Raw genomic sequence first — 26,803 nt, 5'->3', positions numbered from 1 at the left:
TACATCCGCGATCTGATTTTTACTGCTTCAATGCCTGTGATGACTCAGGTTCGCTAATCCTTATGCATCAGGACATTGATTTCTCTACTGGGTGCGGGAAAGTTCTCAGACTGGACTAATCCCTGCAGCATCAGCACGCCAAAGCACACTGGCACTGCCCTGAACCTGTATATGTTATGCACATTTCAAGCCTTATGCACGTTAAAAATACGCGGCACCACCATTTTATATCCCGCGCCAGACACTGTAAAAAGGCCAATTTCAATCGTTTACGGAAAACCTCTGATTGTATTTATGCCTTATTATCAGCGCTGTTTGTCCACTTATATCAACACTTGAACATACGTTTACGTGCCTGTGAACGGAACTTCTTACTCCAGAAAACAGCAAGGGCAAAATGCTCTTAAAGCTCCTGATTAGTGCAAAACAACACTACGAAAAATCGATTCCACTGCCTGCATCGAGACGAAACCATGACAATTTACCAGCTGTTACTGTGATGCAAGATACAGTTGCAGGTGCAGGAAGCCTGCTCCGGTCATGGTCCACATGTCTTTTGTTTAAGACTTATGGTGCTGTTATGTGATGACCATTACTGCAGTGGCATGCTGGTCATACGTATGTAAGTAAGACATGCCTGGGACAGTGTGCATGGCATCTGTGCGCCGCGCAGGTTTGCGGCTGCTCTGGTGTGCGGTACGCAGGCGAGCGGCGCGTAATTGTGCAACCAGGCTGATGCCTGCTCTGCGGACGGGCAGCCTTGCTTTGCTGTGCCTTTGCAATTATATCTATAATACTGGCAGGGAAAGCTGTTTTTGGCCATTTCTATCAAATTGTGCTTTTAAGATGCAACGAAAGTTACTGTTGACAGTACAGCTTTTTTTGCAATGCTGTATTTGCTGAGTTGCTATTTGTCCAGGGGTTGGGCTTATGGCCATAGACTGTAATTGAGGACTGGTAATAGCCCACATAGTGGTTCAGGGCGCATTTTTATCAGGTGATTCAGCTAATAAAAGGCCCCCTGTCAGGGTCTTTATTATCGACGGGATCAGTAAGACAGTACACCCACTGGCAATTCGGACAGAAAAGCAATGACATATGGTTATTTAACCATTTACACAGCTCTGTTGATTGTAATACTGTGCTGTCCGTGCTTTTTGCCAGTTAGCATTTTTTGATTGGTCTGTGGTGCACCAAAAGCACAGATTATTCACTGCAGCGTGCTAAAATTGGCCCTGTTTTCGTGCCAGGCACAGTACTGAGCATAGAACCTTTTAACTGCATGGAAGTGCCCTGACCTGGGAAGCTTCCACAACAACGGGAAGATCTTCAAAAAGATGAGTGATCAGAGAGGCAATTACAACCAGGGACGCAATGGCGCTCAGGGTAATTACCAGAATTATGGACGAGGCGGACCCGGCCAGAATAACAATGAATATGGACGTGACCGTGGCTCCTATGGTCAGGGACAGTCATACGGCTCTTCCTCATGGCAGGGCTCCCATGGACAGAACGGAGGCGCTGGAGGACAGAATTATCAGCGCTCCTACTCTCAGGGAGGTCAGGGAGCAGCTCAGGGCGGCTATGCCCGTCAGGGCGGTGCCGGCTATGGAGCTCCTGGTGGTGTTGGTGGCAATGGCGGAACCAATGTAGTCAATGTGCCATGGGATCAGTATGAGCTGCGCCGCCGTGACGAGCATGGTGCTGTCTGTGCTTTCCTGCTCAAGGTAGGCTCATGGATTACCTTTGCCCGCAATTTTGTCTTCAACATAATCTTCCTGTTGATGATCTTCGTGCTCTTTGGCGGCTATATGGCAGTCAAGAGCCTTACAGAAAACGGCATTTCCCTGTCATCCAATACAGTAGAGCAGATCAATACTCAGGCTGTCGGAGCCGAGGTGCTGTACTTTGACCTGAGCGGTCCTGTAAGCGAAGTTCCATTCAGCTCATCAAGCCTTGACAATCTTCAGCGTGAACTGGAACAGGCCCTCTACGGCCGCCAGAGCCATGAAATCATCGCCATTGAAAAGGCCCTTAATCTGGTAGCCAATGACGAAAAGATTAAGAAGGTCATCATCAGTGTCGATAACATGGGCCCAATCAACATGTCCATGGCCCAGCGTATTGGTACTGCCATGGATAATGCCCGTGCTCTTAAGCGTCGCAGCTCTGACCCCGAGTTCAAGCGTGAGGTGGTTACCGTAGGTTACGGATACAATCAGGCCTCCTACGCTATTGCTGCCCATGCTGACCGTGTAGTCATGGACCCTCTGGGCGAAATCGACTTTCGTGGTATTGCCATGACCAGCCTGTACTTTAAGGACATGCTGGAAAAGGCCAATGTCACCCCTTATATCTTCCGTGCCGGTCACTTCAAGAGTGCTGTGGAGCCATTTATGCTCAACGGCATGTCCTATGATGTCCGCCGTGAGTATCAGGCTCTGGCATTCAAGTCCTGGGAGCTGTACAAGCAGGCTCTGGCCGCCCGTCCTCAGACCACCCGTGCCAATATCCTGCCTGAGGCCAACACCTATGTGCAGATGATTCAGCGCGTCGGTGGCAGCCGTGGTGAGCTGCAGCTGGCTCAGGGGCTTGTTGATGAAATCACTCCTATTGATACCTACTTCCAGCGCCTTGCTCAGGAGGTCAATGTTGATCTGGACGCCCCTTACCGTCCGGCCATCATTACCTACCAGGACTATCTGATGCGTCATCATATGCGCACCAATGGCAATACCCGTGTAGGCGCCCTTTCTCAGATTGATGTCAAAACAGTAAATACTCCTGGCAGCGCCGAAAGCAGCATCATGTCCAGCGCTGCAGGCCGTATCGCCGCCGCCGTACTCAAGGGACTGTCCCCTGAGGCTGCCCAGGCAGCTGCATCCAGCACCCGTGCCGCCCTGCCTGCTGCATCTGCAGCATCTACAGTCTCTGCAGCATCTGCAGCTGGCGCTTCCGCCGCTGATTCAGGCGCGATCGCTACTGCTGCTGTTGCCAGTGCCTCAGGTAATGCAGCCAGCATAACTGGCCGTGTTGATGTTGCAGCAGGTGGCCCAGCCGCCAGAGCAGCAGCCGTCGGCACTGCAGCCCCTGTCGGAAGTGCAGGCACTGCAGGCCATGCTGATAAAATTGCCGTCGCCGACTCCTCCAATATCCTGCAGTTCGATGAGATCAAGACTATCAGTGAGGCCGCCCGTCAGATTGAGCGCCGTATGCAGCAGGGGAACAAAAATGTCCGTGGCAGTGGCCGTGTTGCTGTTATCTACGGCATTGGCGAAATCATGGATGTTGGTGAAAGACCTACTGACTTTACTCCTGACAATATCATTCCGCTCATTGAGCAGGCCCAGAATGACAGCAATGTAAACGCTGTAGTTCTGTACCTCAACAGTCCAGGCGGCAGTGTTACTGCCTCAGAGCGTATCAGACGTGCCCTTGAGACTTTCCAGAAGCACAGCCTCAAGCCGCTGATTGTCTCCATGAACGGAACAGCTGCATCCGGTGCCTACTGGATTGCTTCTCAGGCTGAAAAGATCTACGCCACCCCTACTACCATTACCGGCTCCATTGGCGTGTTCGGCATTGGCTTTGGCGCCCACCGCCTGCTTAACCGCTATGGCGCCTATCAGGATGGTGTGGTCACCAATGAGCTGGCCCTGACAGCCATTGCCCGTGAAATGCCATATTCACAGCAGGCTATGCTCAACATGTCAGTAGAGGACACCTATAAGACCTTTATTGAACTGGTAGCCCGCAACCGTGGCATTAAGCCAAATGACTATGAGATCTATGCCGAGGGACAGATCTTCCTTGCCGACGATGCCCTTTCCATTGGTCTTGTTGATGCTGTAGGTAACCTTTCTGATGCCATCAGCTATGCAGCCTCTCAGGCCCGCATCCGCCCTGATGGCATTGAGATTGACCACATTGCACCAGGCTCTGGCAGCGGCATGGGTGCTTTTGACAGCATTATGTTTGGCGCCGCTCAGGCCTGGTTGCCTGACGAGGTGACCTACTCTCTGGTCAAAATGCGTCAGATCTCCCGTATGACAAGGGCTGAACGTCCTCAGATGATGGCTATCTCTCCAGTTACCTCACCTGAGCTCTGATCATCACTCAGCCCCTAAAATTTCAGCCTGCAGCCTCATAGTCGCAGAAGCTGATTAAGCAAAAGCCCCCGTAAGCTCACTACAGCAGTTTACGGGGGCTTTTATATTGAGCTGAACACAGAACTTTTATCATTTGAGGCTCACAATAGCTCTTAAATATCTCAGTCCTGCATGGCAGCAATGCCCTGTCATAAGCCTGCTTCTCATGATTTAGCTCATGAGCCGGGCCATTCATTCACCGCACGCAATGAGAGGAATGATGCAGCCTTGCAGTTACATGGTTCGTCAACATCTACGGCGCCGTGTGCCATAGTGCGCAAGCACGTGTACGCAGCGTTGCAGCTGGCTGTGCGGCTGATCCTGTGACCAGGGATGAAGCTTCAGGGCAGCATCCGCTGCAGCTGTCTGCCTTGCCCCGCAACTGCTACTGGTGCGGGAGGTATATAGAATGGGGGGACCTGATGATGGGCTGGGCTGGCTCTGGTTATGGGATGGGCTGCCCTGGTTATGGGATGGGCTGCCCTGGTTATGGGATGGGGTACTCTGGTTATGGGCTGGCCTGGTTATGGGTTGGGGTGCCCTGATGATGGGCTGGGCTGTTCTGGTGCTGTGCAATTGGCCAAAACCTGACTGAAGTCGCGGTTAATTGCCGGGGCTGGTGCCATAATTAATGACAGCGCGCTTTTTGGCCGCCACCGTCATGATTCAGGAAGTCACACCATGTCTTTCTTTGCCAAATTCAAAACTGTTTTTCAGGTTATGTTGCTTATCCTGGCTATCGGCCTTTTTGTAGCCGGCTGGCAGGAGTCCAAAACCATAAGGGATCCCTCAGAGTACACTGACCGTGGCGTTTTTGCTTTTCATCCCTACCGCGTTCTGCCTCACTCCGAGGCCAATACAGCTACAGGCAGGCTCAGACATTCTCAGGCAACAAAAACTGTTTACTACGTATATCACCGCCCTAATGGCCGCAATCAGTGGCGCTATAAAATGAAAGTAGGCTCCCGCGCTGAAGGTGCCGATGTCGTAAGAGCACGCAAGCCGGTGCAGCGCCGTGTTCTGTCCATACCGGCCGAGCGCAAGTACATTACTGTAAGCCCTGAAATGGATGCAAAGTCCTATATCAGCTCCCGCATGAACCATGTACGCTGGCTGTGGGGCATTGGAGCTGCGATTTTGGCCCTGCTGGGCGGAATATACTTCCTGCAGTACCGCAAGAACAAACGTGAAGAAGAGGCAGACAACGCTCAGAATCCTCCTTATATGGGATAGAGCTCTGGCGCCAGGCTACGGCTCATGCACGCCAGCCTGAGGCCAGGCTGCCCGTCTGACCTGCCACCCTGCCGGACAGCCGCATTGCAGCAGGCCGCAGGTGACGGCGGAGCGGCACGGCACAGTCATGTACAGCGTTATGCCGCGTTGTGTTGCGCTGCGTTGTGTCGTGTTGTGCGCTGCGTTGTGCTGTGCCATGCTGTGCCGAAATTCAGATACCAATAAGCACTCAGGCCCTGAAACTGCTACAGCAGAATCAGGGCCTGAGTGTTTTTTGAGCAAAGATATGGCCCGGGACTGGTGGTCACTGCCATGGTGGCTCATGGCAATCATGAGCACCATGGCAGGAGCTGCCGGTCCGGGCTGGTGCCGTTTCAGGCGTCAGTTTCAGTTATGAGCTGACGGCGGGTACGGCGGGTCTTTGGAGCGCGGCGTTTGATCTCATCAGAGCCTTCCTCGCCTCTGCTGTCCCTGTTGCTGCTCTCCTCGGAGACATCGTCATCCTGACGACGGCGACGTCGTGGAGCCTTACGGGCTGGAGGAGTGTCCTCAGACTCAGCCTCAGGATCAGAGTTCTTAATCTCCTTGATGGAGGTCTCAGAGCTGTCCTTGATCTCCATGGAGATCTTGCGCTCTTCGGCAGCTTCCTTGCGACGGCGCTGCTCTTCACGCTTGAGGTAGGAGCTGAGCTTCCAGTCATCAAGGGTGTCAGGCTCAAACTCATGAGGCTTGTGCTCCAGAGCAATGTCCAGAACCTCATCTATGGTCTTAACCGGCTTGATGGTCAGGCTCTTAAGCACAACCTCAGGCATGTCCCACAGATCCTTCTTGTTATCAAAAGGAATGCAGACAGTCTTGACGCCACCACGCAGGGCAGCAAGGAGTTTCTCCTTAAGGCCGCCAATGGAGAGCACATCACCACGCAGAGTGATTTCACCTGTCATGGCCACATCTGCACGTACAGGATTGCCGGTCAGAGCTGAAATGATGGAGGTAACGGTAGCACAGCCTGCTGACGGACCGTCCTTGCGGATAGCGCCCTCAGGGAAGTGTACGTTAAGGTCAACCATCTGATAGAAATCAGGGGCCAGACGGAAAGCACGGGCGTGTGAACGAATCCATGCTATACCGGCAAATACCGACTCCTTCATTACTGAACCGAGCTGGCCAGTCAGTACATGAGAGCCCTTACCCTCATTGGCAATAACCTCAACCTGCAGCATGTCGCCACCAACAGAGCTTACGGACAGACCGTTAACGATGCCGACACGGTTCTCCTTGAGCTTGGAGGTGAAGTCATAGCGCTTAGGGCCAATCATCTTCTCAATCTCCTTGACGCCCAGAACAGACTTCTTAGGCTTCTTTGGAGGATTGATCATCAGCTCCTTGACGGTCTTGCGGCACAGCTCGGCGATGATACGCTCAAGAGAACGCACACCGGCTTCCAGAGTGTAGTGGGTGATGAGTTGCTTGAGGCCGGCATCAGAAATGTCGAACTCGTCATCAGTAAGACCATTCTTTTCAATCTGCTTTGGCAGCAGATGCTCGCGGGCAATGTGGAACTTCTCCTCAGCTGTGTAGCTGGAGAGATCGATGATTTCCATACGATCGCGCAGAGCTGGCGGAATGTTATAGCTGTTGGCAGTAGCGATGAACAGAGTATGAGACAGGTCATACTCCAGATCCAGATAGTTGTCGCTGAAGCTTCGGTTCTGCTCAGGATCAAGAACTTCCAGCAGTGCTGCAGAAATGTCGCCGTGATAGGTATTGGTAGATACCTTGTCAATCTCGTCAAGCAGGAACAGAGGGTTGTTAACCTCACACTTGATCATGCTCTGGATAATACGGCCAGGCATGGCACCCACATAAGTACGACGGTGACCACGGATTTCAGACTCATCGTACATACCGCCAAGGGCAATACGTACATACTTACGGCCGGTAGCCTTGGCAATGGAGTTGGCAAGAGAGGTCTTACCAATACCTGGAGGGCCCATCAGACAGAGAATCTGACCGTGAGTATCAATGTTCTCGCGGCGGCTCTGTACGGCCAGGAACTCGAGGATACGATCCTTGACCTTGTCAAGACCATAGTGGTCCTGCTCAAGAATGTCACGTGCCTTGGCCAGATCGCGGTTTAATGGAGTACGGGTACGCCATGGGATCGAGAGCACGGTCTCGATGTAATTGCGGATAGTGGAGTTCTCACCGGAATTTGGTGACATGGAGGCCAGACGGTTGATTTCCTTCTTAAGACGGGCAATAACCTCGTAAGGAGCGTCCAGAGCCTCTACCTTGTTGCGGTACTCGTCAATATCGGAGCTGTCATCAACATTGAGGTTGAGCTCACGCTTGATGGCCTTGAGCTGCTCGTGCAGATAGAAGTCACGCTGGGTCTTGTCCATGGCAGCACGGGCTTCTTCGGCAATCTTCTTGTCAGTTTCAGCCTTGTAGCTGTAATTGTTCAGGAAGGCGATGATGGACTTGGCACGGGCTACCGGATTTAAGGTATCGAGCACAAAGCGCTTGTCAAAATAAGACAGGGTGAGAATCTGAGCCAGAGCATCACACATGGCGCTCAGTGAAGACAGACGACGGGCCTTGTTAAGCATCTCAGCTGGAGTGCCCTTGTCCAGAATGGAGCGGCCGCCACTGGTCTGCTGCTCCAGAGCTGAATCCAGTGCTGCATGCAGAGCGTTGATATAGCGCTTCTCGACAAACTCGTCGATCTCAGGAATCTTGAGAATCTCAACCTCAACATGACGGACGTTGTCGGTAGGATCATCAATGATGCGCTTGATGGTGATACGCTTTTCACCGCGAATGGTGGCACGGAACTGATCCTTTTCGTTGAAGTCACCGTCAAGCACTGTGGCCAGTACGCCAATACGGCTTAAATCTTCCTTTTCAGGACGCAGTTCAGTATCAGTAGTCTGGGTAAATACGGCCACTCGGCTGTTTTTGTCCAGAGCCTCATACATGGCCATTACAGTAGAGTCACGGCCGGCAATTAAAGAGACATTGGCGCCAGGGCTGATGATGGAACGCAGAATTACCAGAGGATAGGTGTTACCGCTTTCATCAACTACAACAGCGTCAACTGGCTTGCCTGAAGAGGCACCATCACCGCCCTTTGAGCCGGAACCTGAGGTCGAAGCTCTGCGTGTGGAAGTGTCTTCCTTACCGGAAGCGGCCTGACTCCTGGTAGAAGCAGTGCTCCTGGAGCGGCTGGTCTTACTGACAGCAGATTCAGAGGCCTTGTTGACCTCCTTCTCTGTATCCCTGGAGTTTTTTTCCTGTGAGGCAGTCTTAGCTTTTACCATTTTCTCTTCTTATACCGGCATTAAGATGCCGTTACTGTGATTAATTGAGTATTCTCTGATTATGCAGCTGTCCCCGGGCCGGCTGTAAGGCCGCAGCGTAAATCCCAGGTTTGGGGGCAGATCCATGAGCATGCCCAGGTCATGCCCGGGGCATGGCCGTGGCCTGCACAGGGCTGCAGCCTGTGCGCCAGACACCTGCCATGACGGTCCAAAACTGGATCGCCAGGCCAGGCCGGCGCGACAGGCGCTGGATCAATGCGACAGGCACTGGCTGAAAAGCACCTGAGTGTCCAGGAACAAAAAAGCCTGGATTGTCGGGCAAACCAGGCGCTGCAACCCCCATGTTTTCCGCCTGGCCTCACCACTGAAAGGTGGCCAGAACATATCTTAACTGTTTTAGCGCCATACGGGGCACAGGGATAAGATTAATCAGCTGCAAATTCATTTTGACAGGTCCTGTAACCCTCATGCCCGGCAGGGCTGAGGGGCCAGGCCTGTCTTATGAATGACCTGCATCAGGACTGGCTGCTGGAGCGGGAGCGACGTCCTGTTGTCGGAGTGTCTTTGACAATAACAGGTTCGGTACCGTTGCGGACAGTGTCTTCCTCAACAATAACCTTTTTGACATTGTCCACGGATGGAATGTCATACATGGTATTGAGCAGGAGATTTTCTACTACTGAGCGCAGACCACGGGCACCGGTGTGACGCTCGATGGAGGTGTCGGCAATGGCACCCAGAGCCTCGTCAGTAAACTCAAGCTCAACGCCCTCATAGCGGAAGATAGCCTGATACTGCTTGATTACGGCATTCTTTGGCTCGGTAAGCACACGTACCAGCTGCTCACGGTTGAGCTCCTCAAGAGCGGTAATAACAGGCAGACGGCCGACGAACTCAGGGATGATACCGAACTTGACCAGATCATCAGGCTCGACCTTGCGATACTTTTCAGTAAGGCTCATCTGCTCATCTTTGGTCTTGACGTCAGCACCAAAACCAATGCCGCTGTTGCTGGACAGACGCTTGTCCACAATCTTCTCAAGGCCGTCAAAAGCACCGCCACAGATAAAGAGAATCTGAGAGGTATCAACTTCAATCATGGCCTGATTAGGGTGCTTACGGCCACCAGTTGGAGGAACGGAAGCTACGGTACCTTCGATAAGCTTGAGCAGAGCCTGCTGTACGCCCTCACCTGATACGTCACGGGTAATTGATGGGTTTTCACTCTTGCGGGCAATCTTGTCTATTTCGTCGATGTAGATAATGCCCTTCTGAGCCTTCTGAACGTTGCCGTCGCATGAGTTGAGCAGACGTACGATAACGTTCTCCACGTCTTCACCTACATAGCCGGCTTCGGTCAGAGTAGTGGCATCAGACATGGCAAAAGGAACGTTGAGATAGCGGGCCAGAGACTGTACCAGCAGAGTCTTGCCTGAGCCGGTAGGACCAATCATCAGAATGTTTGATTTGCCCAGCTCAACATCGGTCTCACTTTCAGTCTGCAGCAGACGCTTGTAGTGATTGTAAACGGCTACAGCCAGAACCTTCTTGGCATCTTCCTGACCGATAACATACTGGTCAAGGTGAGCGGCAATATCGTGTGGAGTTGGAATATTGTCCAGATCGATATAGCCAGGATCGCCAGGGACAGGATTGGCGCTGGTCTTGTTCTTGCGCTTGATAATCTCGTAGCAGCGGGTGATACATTCAGTACAGATGCAGTAGCCGGAAGAGGACTGAATCAGTGAGCGTGTATCTGTAGCAGACTCACCGCAGAAAGCACAGAAATTCTTTTTCTTGGTTGACATAAACTGCTCTATCCTTATTTCTGTCCCTGACCGCCAGTTACGCCTTTATTTGCGGCAGCACCGGCTGCGGCGGCTGCACCTGAGGCGGCAGCGCTCTGAGCATCAAGGGAGGCAGTTCCGGCAATACCCTGCTGCAGTGCTGCATTTTGCAGGAAAGCCTGCATGACACTGGTCAGAGATCCGGATGCTGACATCAGCGCATTCTCTGCGCCAGAACCACTGCTCATGGCAGCGGCAAAAGGAACGGATGACATGCCAGATGCAATGGCACCCTGCACGCCCATGGCACCGCCTGGAGTTGTTGGCATAAGTGCAGCAGCATTACCCATGCTGCCTGCCAGAATTGCAGCAGCGGCACTCATATTGGCAGATGGGTTATCCTGCATCTGTACACCTGCAGCAGGCTCAATGGTCAGTGGACCCTCAGCGCTGTTTACAACGCTCTCTGGTGCGGCACTGTTAACAGTGCTGTCTGATGATGCCTCAGCACCGCTCTGACCTGCAGCTGGTGCGGCATTGACCAGAGAGTTGAAAATCTGGGCCATTGGAGCTGACATCTTTGTTGAGGAGCGGGAACGACCCTTGCGGCCGCTGCCACTGCCACCACCGCCAGGACCTGCAGGGCCTGGGCCGTCGCCCTCAGGATCGCCACCGGACTTCTTGCCGGAACGGCCTGATGGACCTGATGGAGGAGGATCCTTACGCTCAGTACCCTCTTCGCCACGACGGGTAATAACGCGGTCAATAAGACCGTAGGCCAGAGCCTCCTCTGCGGACATGAAGTTGTCACGCTCACAGTCAGCCATGACCTTGTCCAGTGGCTGACCGGTGTTCTCGGCCAGAATGGAAGTAAGAGTCTGCTTGATACGCTCGGTCTCACGGGCATGAATCATGATGTCAGTGGCCTGACCCTTAAAGCCGCCCAGCGGCTGGTGAATCATGATGCGTGAGTGGGGCAGAGCAATACGCTTGCCTTTGGCGCCACCGGCCAGCAGGAAAGAACCCATTGAGCAGGCCTGACCGATACACAGAGTGCAGACATCAGGCTTGATGTACTGCATGGTGTCGTAAATGGCCATACCGGCGGTTACTACGCCGCCCGGGCTGTTGATATAAAGGTAGATATCCTTGTTTGGATCATCGGATTCGAGGAAGAGCAGCTGAGCAATGATGAGATCAGCCATGTGATCCTGTACTTCGCCGGTTAAAAAGATCACGCGATCCTTCAGCATGCGCGAGTAGATATCAAAAGAACGCTCGCCGCGTCCCGTTTGCTCAATTACCATCGGAACGAGACTGGACATTCTTGTTTGCAGGTCTATACCGGACATGAAGCGCTCAACTCCCAAAATTACCCGAAAAATAAACTGACGGTCTGAACCGGCAGCGCAGAACACAGCGCAACTCCTGCATGCACGCCCACAGCTTGCAGACTGTGGATACTGGCACATAACAAAGGAGATCTCCGTCATCATGTGCATTTTACAAAGACGGTCCTGCCGTCTGTGCCTTGCAGGAGCACACAGCTTACTGCTGATACTCCAATATACCACCGGCACTTAATGACGATGCCGGTGCAGTCACATGGACTGCAAGATAGAGATTATAGCTTATTTAAGGCAAGGTTTGCAGGAAACAGTAGCGGCATAGCAAACAGGCGTACCCGCACCGGCAATAAAGTGTCCCCATTGGCACCAGGCATGCCATGCAAGCCCCTGTCTCCACAAGCCCTGGATGGCAAAGCACCCCGATCGTCACGTGCCCACAGCCTGCCTGAGCCCGGTAAGCCACTGTTACCAGGCAACGCAACAGAGCATATCGGGACGCATTCTGCACATCAATCTCCAAGGCGCGAACGCACGGCAACGGCATGCATGCAGCGGCAACCAGTTTGCGGCCGATGGCATGCCAGGCTGCTGCCTGCTGCCATTACGGCCGGGAGATGAGTGGAGGCAGGCCAGGGTTGCAAATTGAGTGGTCACAAAACATAAAGGCCGTCGCGCCGGAAAGCGTGACAGCCTTTGAAAGTATTATGGACGGGATATTAACCCGTGGCGTAACGGACCTGTTACGCAAGACTGTGCCTGTGAAATTACCAGCTGATTTAGCCTTACGGCAATGCCGGGTCTGTTCATTCAGGTATCAGGATTAAAGCAGAGTGATACTGCATGGGCCTGAATTAGTCTTCCTTCTTGTTATTTTGGACAAACTTAAGCATGCGCTCATTCATCTTTTCCTGCTCAGCCTGCTCAGACTCGATAAGCATCTTCTGGAAGTCGCTGAAGTTCCTGGTTACGTTGTTAACGTTTAACAGCTCGCTCAGCTTGGTCTCAAGCTTCTTCTCACCGGCAATGCTTGCCATATTGGAGTGCATCTTCTCGTTCTTGCGGGCTTCCTTCTTGAACTCCTCAGGATCCTCGTAGTCGCTGGCCATCTTGTTGATTACAGCCTGAACATCGTCATCGGTCACATTGATATCGAGCTTGCCCTTCTCCATAAGGTCGCGCAATACGCACTGCTCACGAGCCTCATCAACAGCCAAGATCTTGTAGGACTCTACAAACTTCTCCTTGACATCAGGCTTGGAGTCAAACTGATTGCCAAACTGAGACTTGACAAGACGGTTAGCAAGCTCAGTGATCATGGACTCAGGAATTTCAAACTCACCGTGCACGTCAATAATGGCTTTCAGGGCGTTCTTTACATTGAAGTGAACAGTACGGCCTTCAGCCTGGTGCTCGAGGTTCTGGCGCAGGTTCTTGCGGAACTCTTCTACGCTCTTGCCCTCAAAGCCGTAGGCCTTAAGGAAGTCATCATTGATTTCTGGAAGCTTGCGGGCAGAAACAGTGTTGACCTTGATATCAAAGGTGGCATCAGCACCAGCCAGCTCAGCTGCATGATAGTCCTCAGGGAACTTGCAGTTGATAACAAACTCCTCACCAGCCTTGTGACCCTTAATCTGCTCAACAAAGCCAGGGATCATCTGAGCATTGTCGATGTCGAGGTTGAAGCCCTTTGCATCGCCACCGGCAAATGGAACACCGTCCTTCTTGCCCAGGAAGTCAATGTTGGCAACAGTACCTTCAGCAATCTCGGCACCATCAACAACTTCCAGTCTGGACTGCTGCTTGCGCAGCTGCTCAACTACGGTATCAATATCTGACTCTTCAACGTTAACATTGTAGAAATCGACATTTACACTCTTGTAATCATAGTCATCGAAAGCAGGGATAACATCAAGGCAAACCTCGAAAGTAAAATCTTCGCCCTGCTTGAAGGCCTTGTTTGTAAAGCTCAGGCGTGGGGTCTGATCAGAGACAACACGACGGCCTAACTGGTTATAGACAGAATAAATACCATCATTGATCAGCTGGTCAACGGTCTTTGAAACGATTGTCTGACCGTACATGGACAGAATGGTATCTCTTGGTACCTTGCCCTTACGGAAACCGTCGAAGCGGGCCTTGGAGGAAACTTCCTTGAAGGCCTTATCAAAAGCTGCCTTGGTCTTCTCACCTGGGACTACAACAGAAGCCTTAACTTCAATAGAGGATAAATTCTCGATTGTAACCTGCATTGTTAAACCTCAAAATTAAGAGTGCAGAATTATGTTCATTACCCGGTCATAGCTGACGGGGACTTATTGTACGGATTTAAGCTTAAAAAGCATGAGGCATCATGCAGCTAATTCCGTATGGTCCTGGTGACAGACTCACTGCCTCGTGGTTATGGTGTGAGCCGGTTTTATGCAATTGCAAACTGGTCATAAGACCACTTGCCGCACCAAGTCGCAGTTCTTGCCCTTATCTGTAAGATTTGACATCACTGTCACGCCATAAGGCCTAAAAGTGCCATACAGTCAAACAGATTAAGTACTTCTGACACAGCCACTCCCTGAAAAGAGTACTGTCAGACTGGGCTAACCATAGTTTATATGGGGCTGGACCAGGCATATTTAAAGTGTTTAACTGAAAAAATGCTGTTTTGCCCAAAAAACTGCCACTTGGTGCACCAAGTTCCCAGCACAATGCTGAGTGAACGTCTTATTTTTAAGCTGGCATTGCCAGGCCATAAAACCAACAGATTATAATAGTATAGCCAGCCAAAAGCCACATATAACATACAAAAGGCCCCTGACACCTGATGCCTGAATCCCATACTGCACAGCATCACCCCCTTATTTGTCAGCAGCTGACCTGCACCTCATAAAGCAGCCCCATACCTCCCTTGCGCGCCGTTTCCCGGCAGCATATGCCGTCAGATTTCACGTGCCCCGCCCTGCCCAGCCCTGCCACAATCGAACAGTCCTGCCATAATCTGCCCAGCCATGACACCCCCCGGACAACAGTGCCTTAGCCCGCCCATCAAAATACAGCACCGCAATCTGCGCCCCGGCCCGGTCAATAATGGCACATACAGCCCTCATAAGCACTTTATGAGCGCGCTCTGTCCCCATGCCAGATGCCCATATGAGGCCACAACACGCCTTGAATGTCATGACCGGCCAGAATGGTCCTGAGGGCCACAAAGCAGGCCTGAAAGGTCGTAATGGCCCCATCCCCATGCATATGGAGCTGCATATGGATATGCGTGATAAGGCACATCCTCCTGACCATTAGCCAGAGCAACACTTACTGTTCGAACGCCAGCACTATGCTCGCGGCATACAAAGCCATAACAATGCTCATGGATTAAATGCCGAAAAAAGGATCCTGATGTGCAGATACGCCAGTATCTTGCACGCGGATAAAAAGGGAGGGAATGCTGAGGCCAGGGGCGGTGCCATGGCATAGCAGTTATAAGGATCCATGACGGGCCCACATGAGGGTAGAGCGTGCCTTTAATGTTTTGCGTGTCGGACCCACAAGTGATATTCCATAACATGCTGAGGATCAGTGCCTTACATGCGGGCACAGCCAGAAGACATTGTGCAGTGGCTCATGCTTGTACCTGTTAGCGATTGACAATTGCACGGTGCCATAACAAAATGACCATGAAAAAAATTAGCATCTGATACGCCTGCCTGGACATTGAAACCGCGCAAAACCCTGTTTCAGTGGGCCGCCTTAACATGTCTGCCTTTGCTCAGACATGCCAGAGCAGAGCACTCACTGGCAACAACACCTCATACCGGAGCATTATTACCACAGGTCCGGAACAACGGGTCAAGATAACAACCAGTAATAATGCAACCAATGCCCGGCAGCAGACGGTGCCCAGCACGGCTGTCAAGGCAGATCTGCCAGACTGGCAAAATGTGCCTCAGCAGCGCACTGCCATACCGGCGGTAATGCCTTAACCGCGCACTGCAATACCGGCGGTAACGCCTTAACAGCGCACTGCCCTACCGGTGGTAACGCCTCAGCAGCGCACTGCCATACCGGTTGTTACGCCTTAACAGCGCACTGCCCTACCGGCGGTAATGCCTTAACAGCACACTGCCATACCGGCGGTAACGCCTTAACAGCACTCTGTCATATCGACGGTAACGCCATGGCAGAACACTGCAGCACCTGTAACTGTGCATATGTCGACACAATGATTTCCTGCTGCGTCTGCAGTCATAAGATGAGTTTTCCTGCAATGATCTTTGCTGGAAATATGTATCAGAGGTGGGCCTCAAAGGGCTCGAGGGTTAGCTTTTAGGATGGAGTTTAATCTGTGATGGACAGTACATATCTGGGAATTATCGAGGGCTTCTACGGCCGCCCATACAGTGATGATGAGCGTAGATACCTTTATGATTTTGCAAAGAAGAGTGGTTACTCATTCTACATATATGCTCCCAAGGCTGATCTGCAGCTGCGAGATGACTGGCGCAATGAAATCACAGGAGAATACGAAACCAGTCTCTCCTCCTTTGCAGCTGACGCCCACAAGGCAGGACTGGACTTTGGCGTAGCTCTGTCACCGCTGAATCTGACATCAACATGGGGTGAAGACAAGGCAAAGCTGCTTGAGCGCGTAAGCTCTCTGTGCCGAATTTCCCAGTGTGAAATCTTCTGTCTGCTCTTTGATGACATGTTCAAGGACTCTGAACATGTAGGCGCCGTTCAGAATGCCATTATCGCTGAGGTGGAAAAGCACCTGCCTGAGCATGTAAAGCACTTTATCATCTGCCCTTCCTACTATACTGACGATCCTGTGCTCGACAAGATTTTCGGTGCCCGCCCTGAGCATTACTTCGATGAGCTAATGAAAGATCTGCCACAACGCGTTGAGGTCTTCTGGACCGGACCTATGGTGCTTTCTGAAGACATTACCCCTGAGCATCTTGAAAAGGTAACCCGCTTACTCGGCAGAAAGCCATTTATCTGGGACAACTACCCGGTTAACGATGGCAAACGTATCTGCCATTACCTCTATCTCAACAAGTTCCACGGCCGTACCGGACTTGCCCCTCATGTAACCGGACATGCCGTAAACCCTATGGTTCAGCCTATGCTGTCCACCCTTGCTGAGATTACTCTGCCTCTTATCTACCAGGGCAAGAGCACCGAGGAGATCAATACAGCCCACCTCAATCAGGCCCGCGAGCTCTTTGGCTCAGCCTTTGCCATGATTCTCAAGTATGACAACTTCAACCTGCTGACCCGTACTGGACTGCACAAAATGAGCGATCAGGACAAGGCCCGCTTCCTTGAGTTTTCTGAGATGAACGACAAGCCTGCCCTTAAAGAACTTGCCGACTTTATCCGTGGTTCTCAGCGCTTTGATCAGGCGATTGTCAGCGGAACTCACGTTATTACTCAGGCCGACACTGACGACTGACCTCAGTCCTGAACAGCCTATAGGGCACAGCCATGACTATGCACGTCCCATAGGGCACAGCCATGGCGCCGCACTACGAGGCCCTGCCAGTTCAATAAAGCCAGCTCTGCAAAACAGAGCTGGCTTTTTGTTTATGAGCGCTAACTCCTGGCACCCAGGCCGCTGCTGACCTGCCCCAGCTCCAGCTCCAGCTCCAGCTGACACGGCACTATGCCTGTTACTCATAGCTGATCGTTATGCCCCTGCTTAGATCCATTTAAGATCCATAACAGCTGACACTGCTGCCTGAACAACATAAGTACATGACAACGGATTATACTTTATAAAGTATTTTATCTTACTTAGTTGCAATGGATACTGTGCCAGAACTGAGGTTTATCTGTAAAACGTTTTATAGAGTATATTACCTGAGAGCTGCTTTCCTGATCTGGATAGCTGAGAAAAAAAGAGGCCCGTCAGCTTCCTGATTTAAACAGGTCGCTGGCGGGCCTCAAAGTTTTATTGAGTCTGTATTTGAGCCTTGTTATGAGGCTGTGCTTTTAAATTACATGACTCGGGTAAACAGACCATGGTCGTCACGTAAAGGACGTGACTCAACCAGAGCTACAGGTGGTACAAAGTCGCCAATGTTATAAACAGAAGGAACCTTAGGTGGCTCTGGTCGTGGCATACGTGGGTCACCACCGAAACCGCCGGTTACACCAGTTGACGGAGCGCACTGAATAATTACTCGGGCCAGAGAAGGATGGAGCAGATGCTTGCCGTCGATGTCTACCTTGTTAAAGTCGGTAACACGGGTGAAGTTCAGAGGACCGAAATGATCGGTAAATGACTTGCTCAGAGTGGTTACGGACTTGTAGTAAGTAAATGGACGGTACATTGGCTCCTTGGTAGTAGGATCCAGAATCTCAAGTTCGAAAACAGGATCACCTTCCATGTAGGCTACACGTCCACGCAGGACCTGGTTTGCAAGGATCATAACCTGACTCAGAATCTGCTCGGCTGGAATTCTCTTCTGCAGCAAATCGATAATGTCCTGTGCCGGGCGGTATACCTCAGCTACCTGAAGCATATCATCAAAGCCTCGAGAGAAGTTCTTGCCTACACCCTTACCGGACATAAGCATCAGGTCATACATTACGCGGCCTGCCAGATCCTGCTGTTCCTGGGCGGCGATTCGCAGCCACTGAGCTGCAGTGCCCAGAGAACCGGCTGCTCTGGTCTCAGTAAAGGCAAAAACACCTAAAGCAGTACTGGCTGGTCCATAACCGTTAGCAGCTGCGCTGCTGAAGAACTTTACCGCTACGTTGCTGTTATTGGTTGAGTTGCTGCGCAGGGCAATAAGGCCAAGAGCATAAAGAGCCACAGGATTGTTCTTTCCGGCGGCATTGGAGTACAGATCAAAGGCGGTCTGAGGATCACGCTTGAGGGCATAACCATGCCAGTTGGCACCGGCAAGACGGGTCAGGGCATTCTCATCACCCTTGTCCATGGCAGCCTGCCAGTTCTTTACAGCCGATTCTGCATTGGATGCCAGACGTTTGTTACCGACAAAGAACATGTCACCAAGGATGAGCTCAAGATTATCTGCGCCTTTCTGATTTGCTCTCAGTACGAAATCAACAAACTCTTCATTGTTTTCAATAACAGGCAGAGCGCGATGAATCATGGCGGAGAAAAGCTGAGAGGCACGCTTGCGAATGTCGGCAGGCTGCATGTTCATAGGATCACCATCGTACCAGTTGTCGGTAACCATGGTGCCAGCCTTAATCTGAGCTGCCTCATCATTGGCAATGCGGATAGCACCCTGCTCAAAGTAGGAAATGGCTGCTGCAGTGCCCTGAGCCTTACCAAAACCAATCAGAGCCAGGTTGCCCAGAACCTCATACGCAGAATGACGTCTGAACTGTACTGCACGCTCAGCAGCAGCTGCTGCTGCCTTATAGTCGCCTGAGCTGATATTAAGCCATGCTAAAAATTCTGCGGCATAAGGCTCATCAGAGGCATCAGCCTCTTCAAAGTAAGCACGGGCCCTGGCAAAGTCCGAGTAAGACATGGACTTGATGCCCTGCTCACATAACTCCTGACGGGCATTTTCTGCCGTCATGATGTAAGCCCATATTGCGCCGAAAAAGATAGCACTGAAAAACAGGAAGCCCATAGCAACCATCGTCAGACGCTGACGATTGCGGTTTTGCTCGCGCCTCTCCATTTCCTTAATCTTTTTTAACATGTTAGCCATAAGCAACTACTCTTTCTTCTGCAAAAAAATCCTGATCTGCTCAGACAGGAAAGCCGCACCTCTTGCACACGCACTGCTTATCAGGTCTGGCCATATACAGCTTTACTGACAACACAGCTGACACAGGTCCGGCTGCTGCAGGACACCTTATGCCGTGTAACTGCACAGCTTACATGGCTGTGCTGTGAAAGCTCTCCTGAGCTCATACATCTCTACTTTCTGGCTGGTAAAACGCTGGCAGACAACATTGGGACTGAAGTCAGCAAGCGCTCATATTTGACAACAAGTTGTTTGCAGCAGGCATCTACGATGCAGACAGCATACTGCATACGATCGGCATGCACTGATGCACACCCGAAAGCCTGCGAAAGGCACTTTTTATAAAGGCACTTTATAAATGAGCAGACCTGAGCAGGTCTGCGGCAGCTGCGACTCTGCCAGCGTAGAGATGCAGAGGCTGAAAAACAAAACAGCAGCGCCCAGGCTCACGCTAAGGGCCAGGATCACTGCTGTCCTAGAGGCCTGCATTGCAGGCACCACCGTACCGGACTTATGCTTTGCACCCGGTGACCGGCCACATACCTGAGATTGAGTATGTATGTTTATGACCGGCTTAAAGGAGCCTGCAGTAATACACCTGCGGCCTCTTGGGGAGTCAGATTACTGCTGCTCCCATGAATCTGGTACACCTACATCAGGCATGTCCACCTCCTGACGGCGGTCAACCTTGAATGGATCGCGCTGGAGCTCAACAATGGCCTTGGATGACTGCTGACGGTCTGTCATGGTATAACCTGTTGTGGCCAGCTGCTCATCACCGTAGGTACGAATTTCAATAATATCCTTCTTGATACCGGCATCGGTGAATACCTTGGAAATAGTCTCAGCACGACGCTTGGCCAGCTCGATATTGTCCAGATTGTCAACATGACCAGAACCGAAGGATGAAATGATGATCTTATTAATGGAGTTATCGATCTTGGCGTACTCGATCTGCTGTCTTAAGCGGGCATCAGATGATGGAGTCATACGGTTTTCTGTCTCGTAGAACATCAGAGCAACCAGGCCTACATCGCTAAAGCCAAATGGCAGCAGCTGTGCTGAGCAGTCAACGAACTCCTTGTATGGAGCGGAGAAGCCCATAGGGCTTAATACAGGAACAATACTTTCAGCATAGTTAGGGTGCTCACTTACATATGGGAAGAGCACACGATTACCGTTATGCAATGCACGTAATACAGCCCATGATACGGAGTCACCAATGAAAGGATCGAAGCCGCGATAGAGCTGAATCTGACCGATATCAGTCTCAATACCCTGTGGACGCCACTCTGGTGGAGCTGAGATGATACGCATCAGGCTCTTGGAGTTGACATCAACTGAAGGGAAAATCTCAAGGCTCAGACGGCGCTGTGCACCAGACAGCAAAGTAAAGTCGGCACGTCCATATCCCTTAATGTGAGAAGAGAGAATGCAGGCAATCCTGGAGGACTTTGATGACCAGTCCTTGGCTGTGGTATCGCTCAGACTTGCCTCATAGCGCACCTGGGCCTGCACAGGCATGGCAAAAAGTGCAGCTGCTGCAACCGCAGCCAGGCCCATGCCCAATAAACCAGCTTTACGCATATCTGATATCTCTCCATTTTTCCTGATAACGGCATGGTTGTTTTACCATGGCCGTTCCGGCCTGCATGTAAACGACATGAAACAGGCAGACTGAATGCTTTATATAGGCGGCGCCAGCTGCTTTTATTCAGCTGACATCTCAGGCTGCTACCGGAAATGTGCCCGGTAAAGCACGTATATTATAGCGCCCTGCAGCACCAGCTGCAGACCGGATCCGTATGGCTGTGACTGACTTCAAGAACAGTGAGCCTAAACGGAGCAAATAGTAATTCTTAATCTTGTCAGGCCGTCAGATCACCATAAATTACGGTGCTTATAGCATCTTAATCCCGGCTGTTTGTACCGGAGACAGTTAGGATTTTGACTCCCTTGACCCTTGTCATATGATGCAAATTTTCAGCCAGAATTACATCAAATGCACAGGTAAAGGGTATGGCATTAACTGACAGTGCAATTATCTTTGCCCTGCTTTCAGGAGACAGTTAAGAGCAACGCAATAATACCAGCACCCGCCATGCTGCGCACCTGAAAGATTGCAGCAATGGGCTCATTGCCACAAAAGTTGTGTAAAAGACGCTGCAGGTTCCAGCAACTATGTCAGCCAAAACCACCTGTTCATCCAGAGGCTCATCCGGGAAGTACTATGAATCATTCCCGAAAAGAGTCTTATGCCGCCAAAAGCAGCTGAAACAATACACGACCAGAGCTGACCTGGACCTGCCTGAACCTGTCCTGTTGCAGCATCGCGTAACACAGCCAGATTCAGCACTGAATACAGCTTTGTACAGGATTGATGCATCTGCAATATTATGACGGGCTCAGCCACAGGAAGCTTATAGATTTACAAGTCTATATAAAAGAATAAGACACAATGCCTGGACAGAGTTAATAATACTGGTTTTACCGTATTGTAAAATAAAACTATTTGTTAAATTTAACAGGGGACGGTGTTATCTGACGGCATAAACAGGCTGTTTTTTAAGCACGAGGGAAGAATGGAAATACAGACTTGCTGTGGGAAGCAGACCTGCAACATGAATTTACAGGCCGGAAGGATCCATGATATTGCCTTGAGGTGGCACGTTCAGCGGCAGAACACTGAAGCACCTGCATACAGATAAGGTAATGAGCAGGCTGCAGATAAAGGACTTTATCCTCAAAACAATGCTGCTCAAGGTAATGAAGTGACGAGGTATATCACTTCATTGTATGCCTTACATTGATGATTACTTTGTTTTTCGTTGAAGCCACCTTAAGTAAGGTGAAAAGTGCCCAAAAGCTCTGCTGATAAATATGCGGACTGATACCGCTACTCCTTAGACACTGATCTGCTCACAAATCAGTGGTGTGTGATTTTCAGCTGAGATGGCGCAAATGTTATCTGCCTGCTCTATCTGCCCCTATGAATAGGAGGCAGGAGGAAACTACAATCTGGTGTTTTCGTTTAAAACCGTTGCCACTGCTATAGAGACGTGGCAACACAAACGAAAAACGTTCGCATATTATATGACCAAATCCCCAAAAGTGATAACGGTTTGTGGCAAATTCGCAAACAACATCATCTCTAACATACAAGTGTTGTTGTTTTTCTGATTTATTTCAGCTTTTAGTGCTTTATTGGCACCTCCGTAAACGCTTGTAATACTACGTTCTTTGCCATCAGTTTTGCCCTCATGAGCTCTGTATTATTTTTTGGTTAGCCCCTTGCAACTGATACATTTTGCTCATTTTTGGTTCAACTTACATACATAACCCACCAAAGCGTAAGGATAATTTTGTCAGATATTTCTCTGCCTGCACATGCATCGAGCCTTTTACCGTAAATAATACAGTTCATAGATTGTCATTTAATGGCTGCCCAATAAAACATACAAAGTGACTGGAACAGATTTATATTCATAATCGTTATAAATGTTTAAGCTGGCATTCTGCCCTAAACCAGTGCACTAAAACACGTCACAGCAGAATGAGCAGACAGAGCTGTTCACGTGCACTTTTGCGATCACAGACTAATGCTTGGACAAAACATGCACCAGACACCATAGCTGCAGGGAGTAAATGCTCTGGAACAGTAAGAAGCTATCAGACAGAAAGGCAGACATAAAGGCAGGCAGAGCAACACTGAAGTGCTGAGCATGCACTGCTGACGCACGTGTGCCATGTGCTATGGGCTCAAGGATATGTTGAATGCCACTGCTGACACTGGCATGTTTCACGGGCCATTGGCTATGAGCCGGGACCATGGGCATAGTTCATGTGCCAAAGGCCGAGGGCCAGATTCCATGGCAAACTGCCCCCAGCGTGGTTCATGATGCATGATGCATGGTTCGTTGTTCATGGTTCATGATGCATGGTTAATGATGAGAGCAAGGCTCATCGACAGCTGCTGTCAGGCTGAAATGTATTTCCGTGCATTCACCTTTTTGCGGTTATTTTGGTGATACAGCTAACGCTATTTTGTTTTGGCTGGTGATTTTTCTTTGCATTAGGCGCAATATATCAATGATAGCTTCTGTATTGTGCCTGCTCTCGGATACATGCCCCTGGCAGCAACAGAAGCTTCGGTATGACGCAGCTTTTCACTGGTATGCATTAATTCTCTGTAGATTCTCCGGTCATTACTGACGGGTCAGACCATATTCCAGCAGGCAGCATCGTACAGTTTTCTCTCCACTTTTATGCCCCTGCAGACAGCTTTACGCAACTTTCCTTATTCATCTCTGTCTAATTAATTAATTAAATTTCAGGCATGCCAGACATGCCGATAGAGCAAACAGTCATGTAAGCGTTTTACCGGGCTGTTTTATGGATTTTGCGTTGGTAATTGCAGTGCCGGCACCCGGCACGGTTTGTTAAAACCGCGTAACGGGTTATGACACATTGTTTTTTGGTGCAGCTGCCGCCTGTGCTGATGGCAAAGCCCCTCAGTGTTCTTCGGCTGGGAAAGGATCGGTCTTAACAGATCGGTTCTCTTCTCATTAAACTTGCGTCTGGTTATGTCTTATGGACTGGACAGTCTGTGTATTCACACCGGTTCAGAATGCTGAACCATTTATTCATGTGCAGAAGCTCTTCTGTACATGGCCGTCCTGACAGAGACATGACAACAGCGCAACTATTCCATGGTTCAGGCTCTGTGCAGCACAAGAAGGATTTCAGGAGTTACGAATGGGTTTATTTGATAAGTTATTCGGCGGCAAGAAGGCCGAGGAGATCGTAATCAAGTCCCCTGTTAATGGCGACATTATCGAGCTCAGTGAAGTTCCGGACCCTACCTTTGCCGAGTGTGTTCTTGGCCCTACCGCAGCTTTCCGCCCAGGTGAGGACGGCACCGTCTACGCTCCATGTGATGGCGTCATTACTCAGATTTTCAAAACTGCTCATGCCGTAACCATTACCTCTAAAGACAAGGTTGAGCTGCTTATTCATATCGGCATCAACACTGTTGACCTCAAGGGTGAGGGCTTCCAGGCTTTTGTAAAGGATGACGACGAGGTCAAGGCCGGTCAGCCATTAATCAAGTTTGATCAGCAGATCATCGCCAATGCAGGCCTGTCCAACCTTATTCCTGTAGTTATCTGTAATGCCTCTGATTTCAAAGATGTAACTTTCGCACAGCCAGGCAAGGTTGCTGTTGGCGACCAGATCTGCACTGTACAGCCACTGGAGCAGTAGTTCATGTATCAGGGAAGCGGCCGTTGCGCCTGCGCCGGTATAACTTTCGGCAAAATTCTGCACATCAAGTCTGAGCAGGCTGCTGCCGCTCAGGACACCATCCAGCCGGCTGACAAAGAGCTGGCCCGTTTTGATCTTGCTCTAAATAAGGCTCAGATTGAGCTTGACGGCCTTATTGAAAAGGCCCGCCAGGAAATTGGTGATGAGCAGGCAGAAATTTTTGAAATTCACCGCATGATGCTTGAAGACCCGGATATTGTGGACAATATCCGTGATGCCATTGGCAAAGGCGGAATTTCTGCAGCTCAGGCATGTATTGATGTAGGCGAAGAGCAGGCTCAGGCATTCGAGGCTCTTGATGATGACTACATGAAAGAGCGCTCAGCTGACATCAGAGATGTAACCGGCCGTCTGGCCCGCATTCTGCGAGGCGGTCAGTCAGTTACTCTGACTGAAAGCTGCGTTATCATCGCCGATGATCTCCAGCCATCTCAGACCGTGGCCATGGATCGCTCCAGGATTCTGGGCTTTGTCCTGCGCAAGGGCACCCAGAACTCTCATGCCTCAATCCTGGCCCGCACCATGAACATCCCTCTCATCATTCACAGCACTCTGCCTGCAGCTCTTGAGGGCGAAGGACGTGCTGCCGGTAATGGTGAGCCGGCCATGGATCTTAATGGCCACAACATTGCTCTCAATGCTGTTAAGGGCGTGTTCTATATTGATCCTGATGAAGCCACCCTTGAAAAGCTCAAGCAGGACAAAGATGTATTTGAGCAGCAGCGCATGCGTCAGCTGGCTCTGCGCGGTCTGCCTGGTGTAACTCCTGATGGTCACCGTGTCCACACCTTTGCCAACATCGGTCAGCCTGATGATGTTGAGCAGGTACTGGAAAATGACGGTGAGGGCATTGGCCTGTTCCGCTCCGAGTTCCTCTATCTGGGCCGCAACACCCCGCCTGATGAGGAAGAGCAGTACCGTGCCTATGCCAAGGTAGCCTCTACCATGAACGGTCGTCTGGTCATTATCCGCACCATGGATATTGGCGCTGACAAGAAAGTAGGCTACTTCAATCTGCCGGAGGAGGAGAATCCTGCTCTGGGCATGAGAGCACTGCGCATCTGTCTTACCCGTCCTGAGCTGTTCAAGACTCAGCTGCGTGCAATTTACCGCGCTGCTGCCCGTGGCAACATTGCCATGATGCTTCCAATGGTTACCAGACTAAAGGAAGTAGAGCAGACACGTGCTCTGTGCACAGAAGTGGAAAATGAGCTTAAGGCCGCCGGAACTGAATATTCAGTACCTAAGATGGGCGTCATGATCGAGACTCCTGCTGCAGCCATTCTCTCTGAATCCCTGGCTCAGCATGTCGACTTTTTCTCCGTAGGAACCAATGATCTCAACCAGTACACCACAGCCTGTGACCGTCAGAATCAGGATCTGGGTGACTTTTATGATCCTCATCATGAAGCTGTACTGGAGTTATTGCGTATCATTGCTGTTAACGCTCATAAGGCCGGCATTCCAGCCGGTATCTGTGGCGAGCTGGCTGCCGACCCTGAGCTTACCGATCTGTTCATTGAAATGGGTTATGATGAGCTATCAGTGTCCCCAGGTGCCGTACTTGCTCTTCGTGAGCGTGTACGCAACTCAAAGGCTGTCTGCAAGAACGAACTTAAGAACAGCCGTACCAGCTTTGACAAGGTCAGCCGCATCTGATCTGCAGTCAGGTTAATTTGCAGCCGGACACATCCGTTGCAGTATGCCGCCATGATCCAAAGCACCATGAGCTATAGGCAAACAGCTGCATTTGGAAAACATACGTCCAAAACCAGCTCAGACAGGAGCTGTACTGCAAACTCCATAGCCAGGACAGTATCTGCCTGGGATGCTAAGGCATTTCTTATTTACTTTTCAGGAGGAGCGTCCTGATTCAAATTGCTGCATCATGCTGTAAAGCAGCCGCCAGGAAAAACA

10 protein-coding genes and 1 pseudogene are annotated in these 26,803 nt (G+C 50.8%); 5 read left to right on the top strand and 6 right to left on the bottom strand.

What is annotated here, in order from left to right; genetic code table 11:
• Positions 1–1,337: 1,337 nt before the first annotated feature.
• Together MXE41_RS00135 and MXE41_RS00130 are read left to right on the top strand one after the other, a co-directional pair.
• Positions 1,338–4,109, top strand: a complete 2,772-nt coding sequence (locus tag MXE41_RS00135) for a S49 family peptidase (RefSeq protein ID WP_247098931.1) — start codon at positions 1,338–1,340, stop codon at positions 4,107–4,109.
• A gap of 720 nt (positions 4,110–4,829) precedes the next feature.
• Positions 4,830–5,381 carry a hypothetical protein gene (locus tag MXE41_RS00130; RefSeq protein ID WP_247098930.1) on the top strand — a complete coding sequence of 184 codons (552 nt, stop codon included), beginning with the start codon at positions 4,830–4,832 and terminating at the stop codon, positions 5,379–5,381.
• Positions 5,382–5,755: 374 nt separating this feature from the next.
• Here MXE41_RS00130 and lon read toward each other — a convergent pair whose 3' ends face one another.
• The 4 genes and pseudogenes from lon to tig all read right to left on the bottom strand — a co-directional run bounded on the left by lon (position 5,756) and on the right by tig (position 14,089).
• Positions 5,756–8,704 carry an endopeptidase La gene (lon, locus tag MXE41_RS00125; protein ID WP_247098929.1) on the bottom strand — a complete coding sequence of 983 codons (2,949 nt, stop codon included), beginning with the start codon at positions 8,702–8,704 and terminating at the stop codon, positions 5,756–5,758.
• A 515-nt stretch (positions 8,705–9,219) separates the two neighbouring features.
• Positions 9,220–10,512, bottom strand: coding sequence for an ATP-dependent Clp protease ATP-binding subunit ClpX (clpX, locus tag MXE41_RS00120; RefSeq protein ID WP_247098928.1), 1,293 nt, complete (start codon positions 10,510–10,512; stop codon positions 9,220–9,222).
• A gap of 719 nt (positions 10,513–11,231) precedes the next feature.
• A pseudogene (gene clpP, locus MXE41_RS00115) lies at positions 11,232–11,843 on the bottom strand (ATP-dependent Clp endopeptidase proteolytic subunit ClpP); the annotation flags it as partial.
• Positions 11,844–12,691: 848 nt separating this feature from the next.
• Positions 12,692–14,089: a trigger factor gene (gene tig / locus MXE41_RS00110; protein WP_246978274.1), complete on the bottom strand. Its 1,398-nt coding sequence runs from the start codon at positions 14,087–14,089 to the stop codon at positions 12,692–12,694.
• Between the two features lie 2,087 nt (positions 14,090–16,176).
• On the opposite strand from tig, the gene MXE41_RS00105 reads away from it, so the two are divergent.
• On the top strand, positions 16,177–17,283 hold the full coding sequence (locus MXE41_RS00105; protein ID WP_246978301.1) for a beta-N-acetylglucosaminidase domain-containing protein: 1,107 nt from the start codon (positions 16,177–16,179) through the stop codon (positions 17,281–17,283).
• A 544-nt stretch (positions 17,284–17,827) separates the two neighbouring features.
• Here the strand turns inward: MXE41_RS00105 and MXE41_RS00100 are convergent.
• Positions 17,828–19,525: a tetratricopeptide repeat protein gene (locus MXE41_RS00100; protein ID WP_246978272.1), complete on the bottom strand. Its 1,698-nt coding sequence runs from the start codon at positions 19,523–19,525 to the stop codon at positions 17,828–17,830.
• A gap of 660 nt (positions 19,526–20,185) precedes the next feature.
• Entirely contained in the window at positions 20,186–21,151 is a 966-nt protein-coding gene (locus MXE41_RS00095) for an OmpA family protein (RefSeq protein ID WP_246978271.1), read from the bottom strand.
• 3,168 nt (positions 21,152–24,319) lie between these two features.
• On the opposite strand from MXE41_RS00095, the gene MXE41_RS00090 reads away from it, so the two are divergent.
• Positions 24,320–24,826: a PTS glucose transporter subunit IIA gene (locus MXE41_RS00090; protein ID WP_246978270.1), complete on the top strand. Its 507-nt coding sequence runs from the start codon at positions 24,320–24,322 to the stop codon at positions 24,824–24,826.
• 3 nt (positions 24,827–24,829) lie between these two features.
• Positions 24,830–26,545 carry a phosphoenolpyruvate--protein phosphotransferase gene (gene ptsP / locus MXE41_RS00085; RefSeq protein WP_247098927.1) on the top strand — a complete coding sequence of 572 codons (1,716 nt, stop codon included), beginning with the start codon at positions 24,830–24,832 and terminating at the stop codon, positions 26,543–26,545.
• Positions 26,546–26,803: the final 258 nt, after the last annotated feature.

Source organism: Anaerobiospirillum sp. NML120449 (assembly GCF_023051105.1).
In the GTDB taxonomy this organism is placed as follows: Bacteria; Pseudomonadota; Gammaproteobacteria; order Enterobacterales; family Succinivibrionaceae; genus Anaerobiospirillum.
Note: the sequence above shows the minus strand (reverse complement) of the source record. Positions and strands in the feature narration are given on the sequence as shown.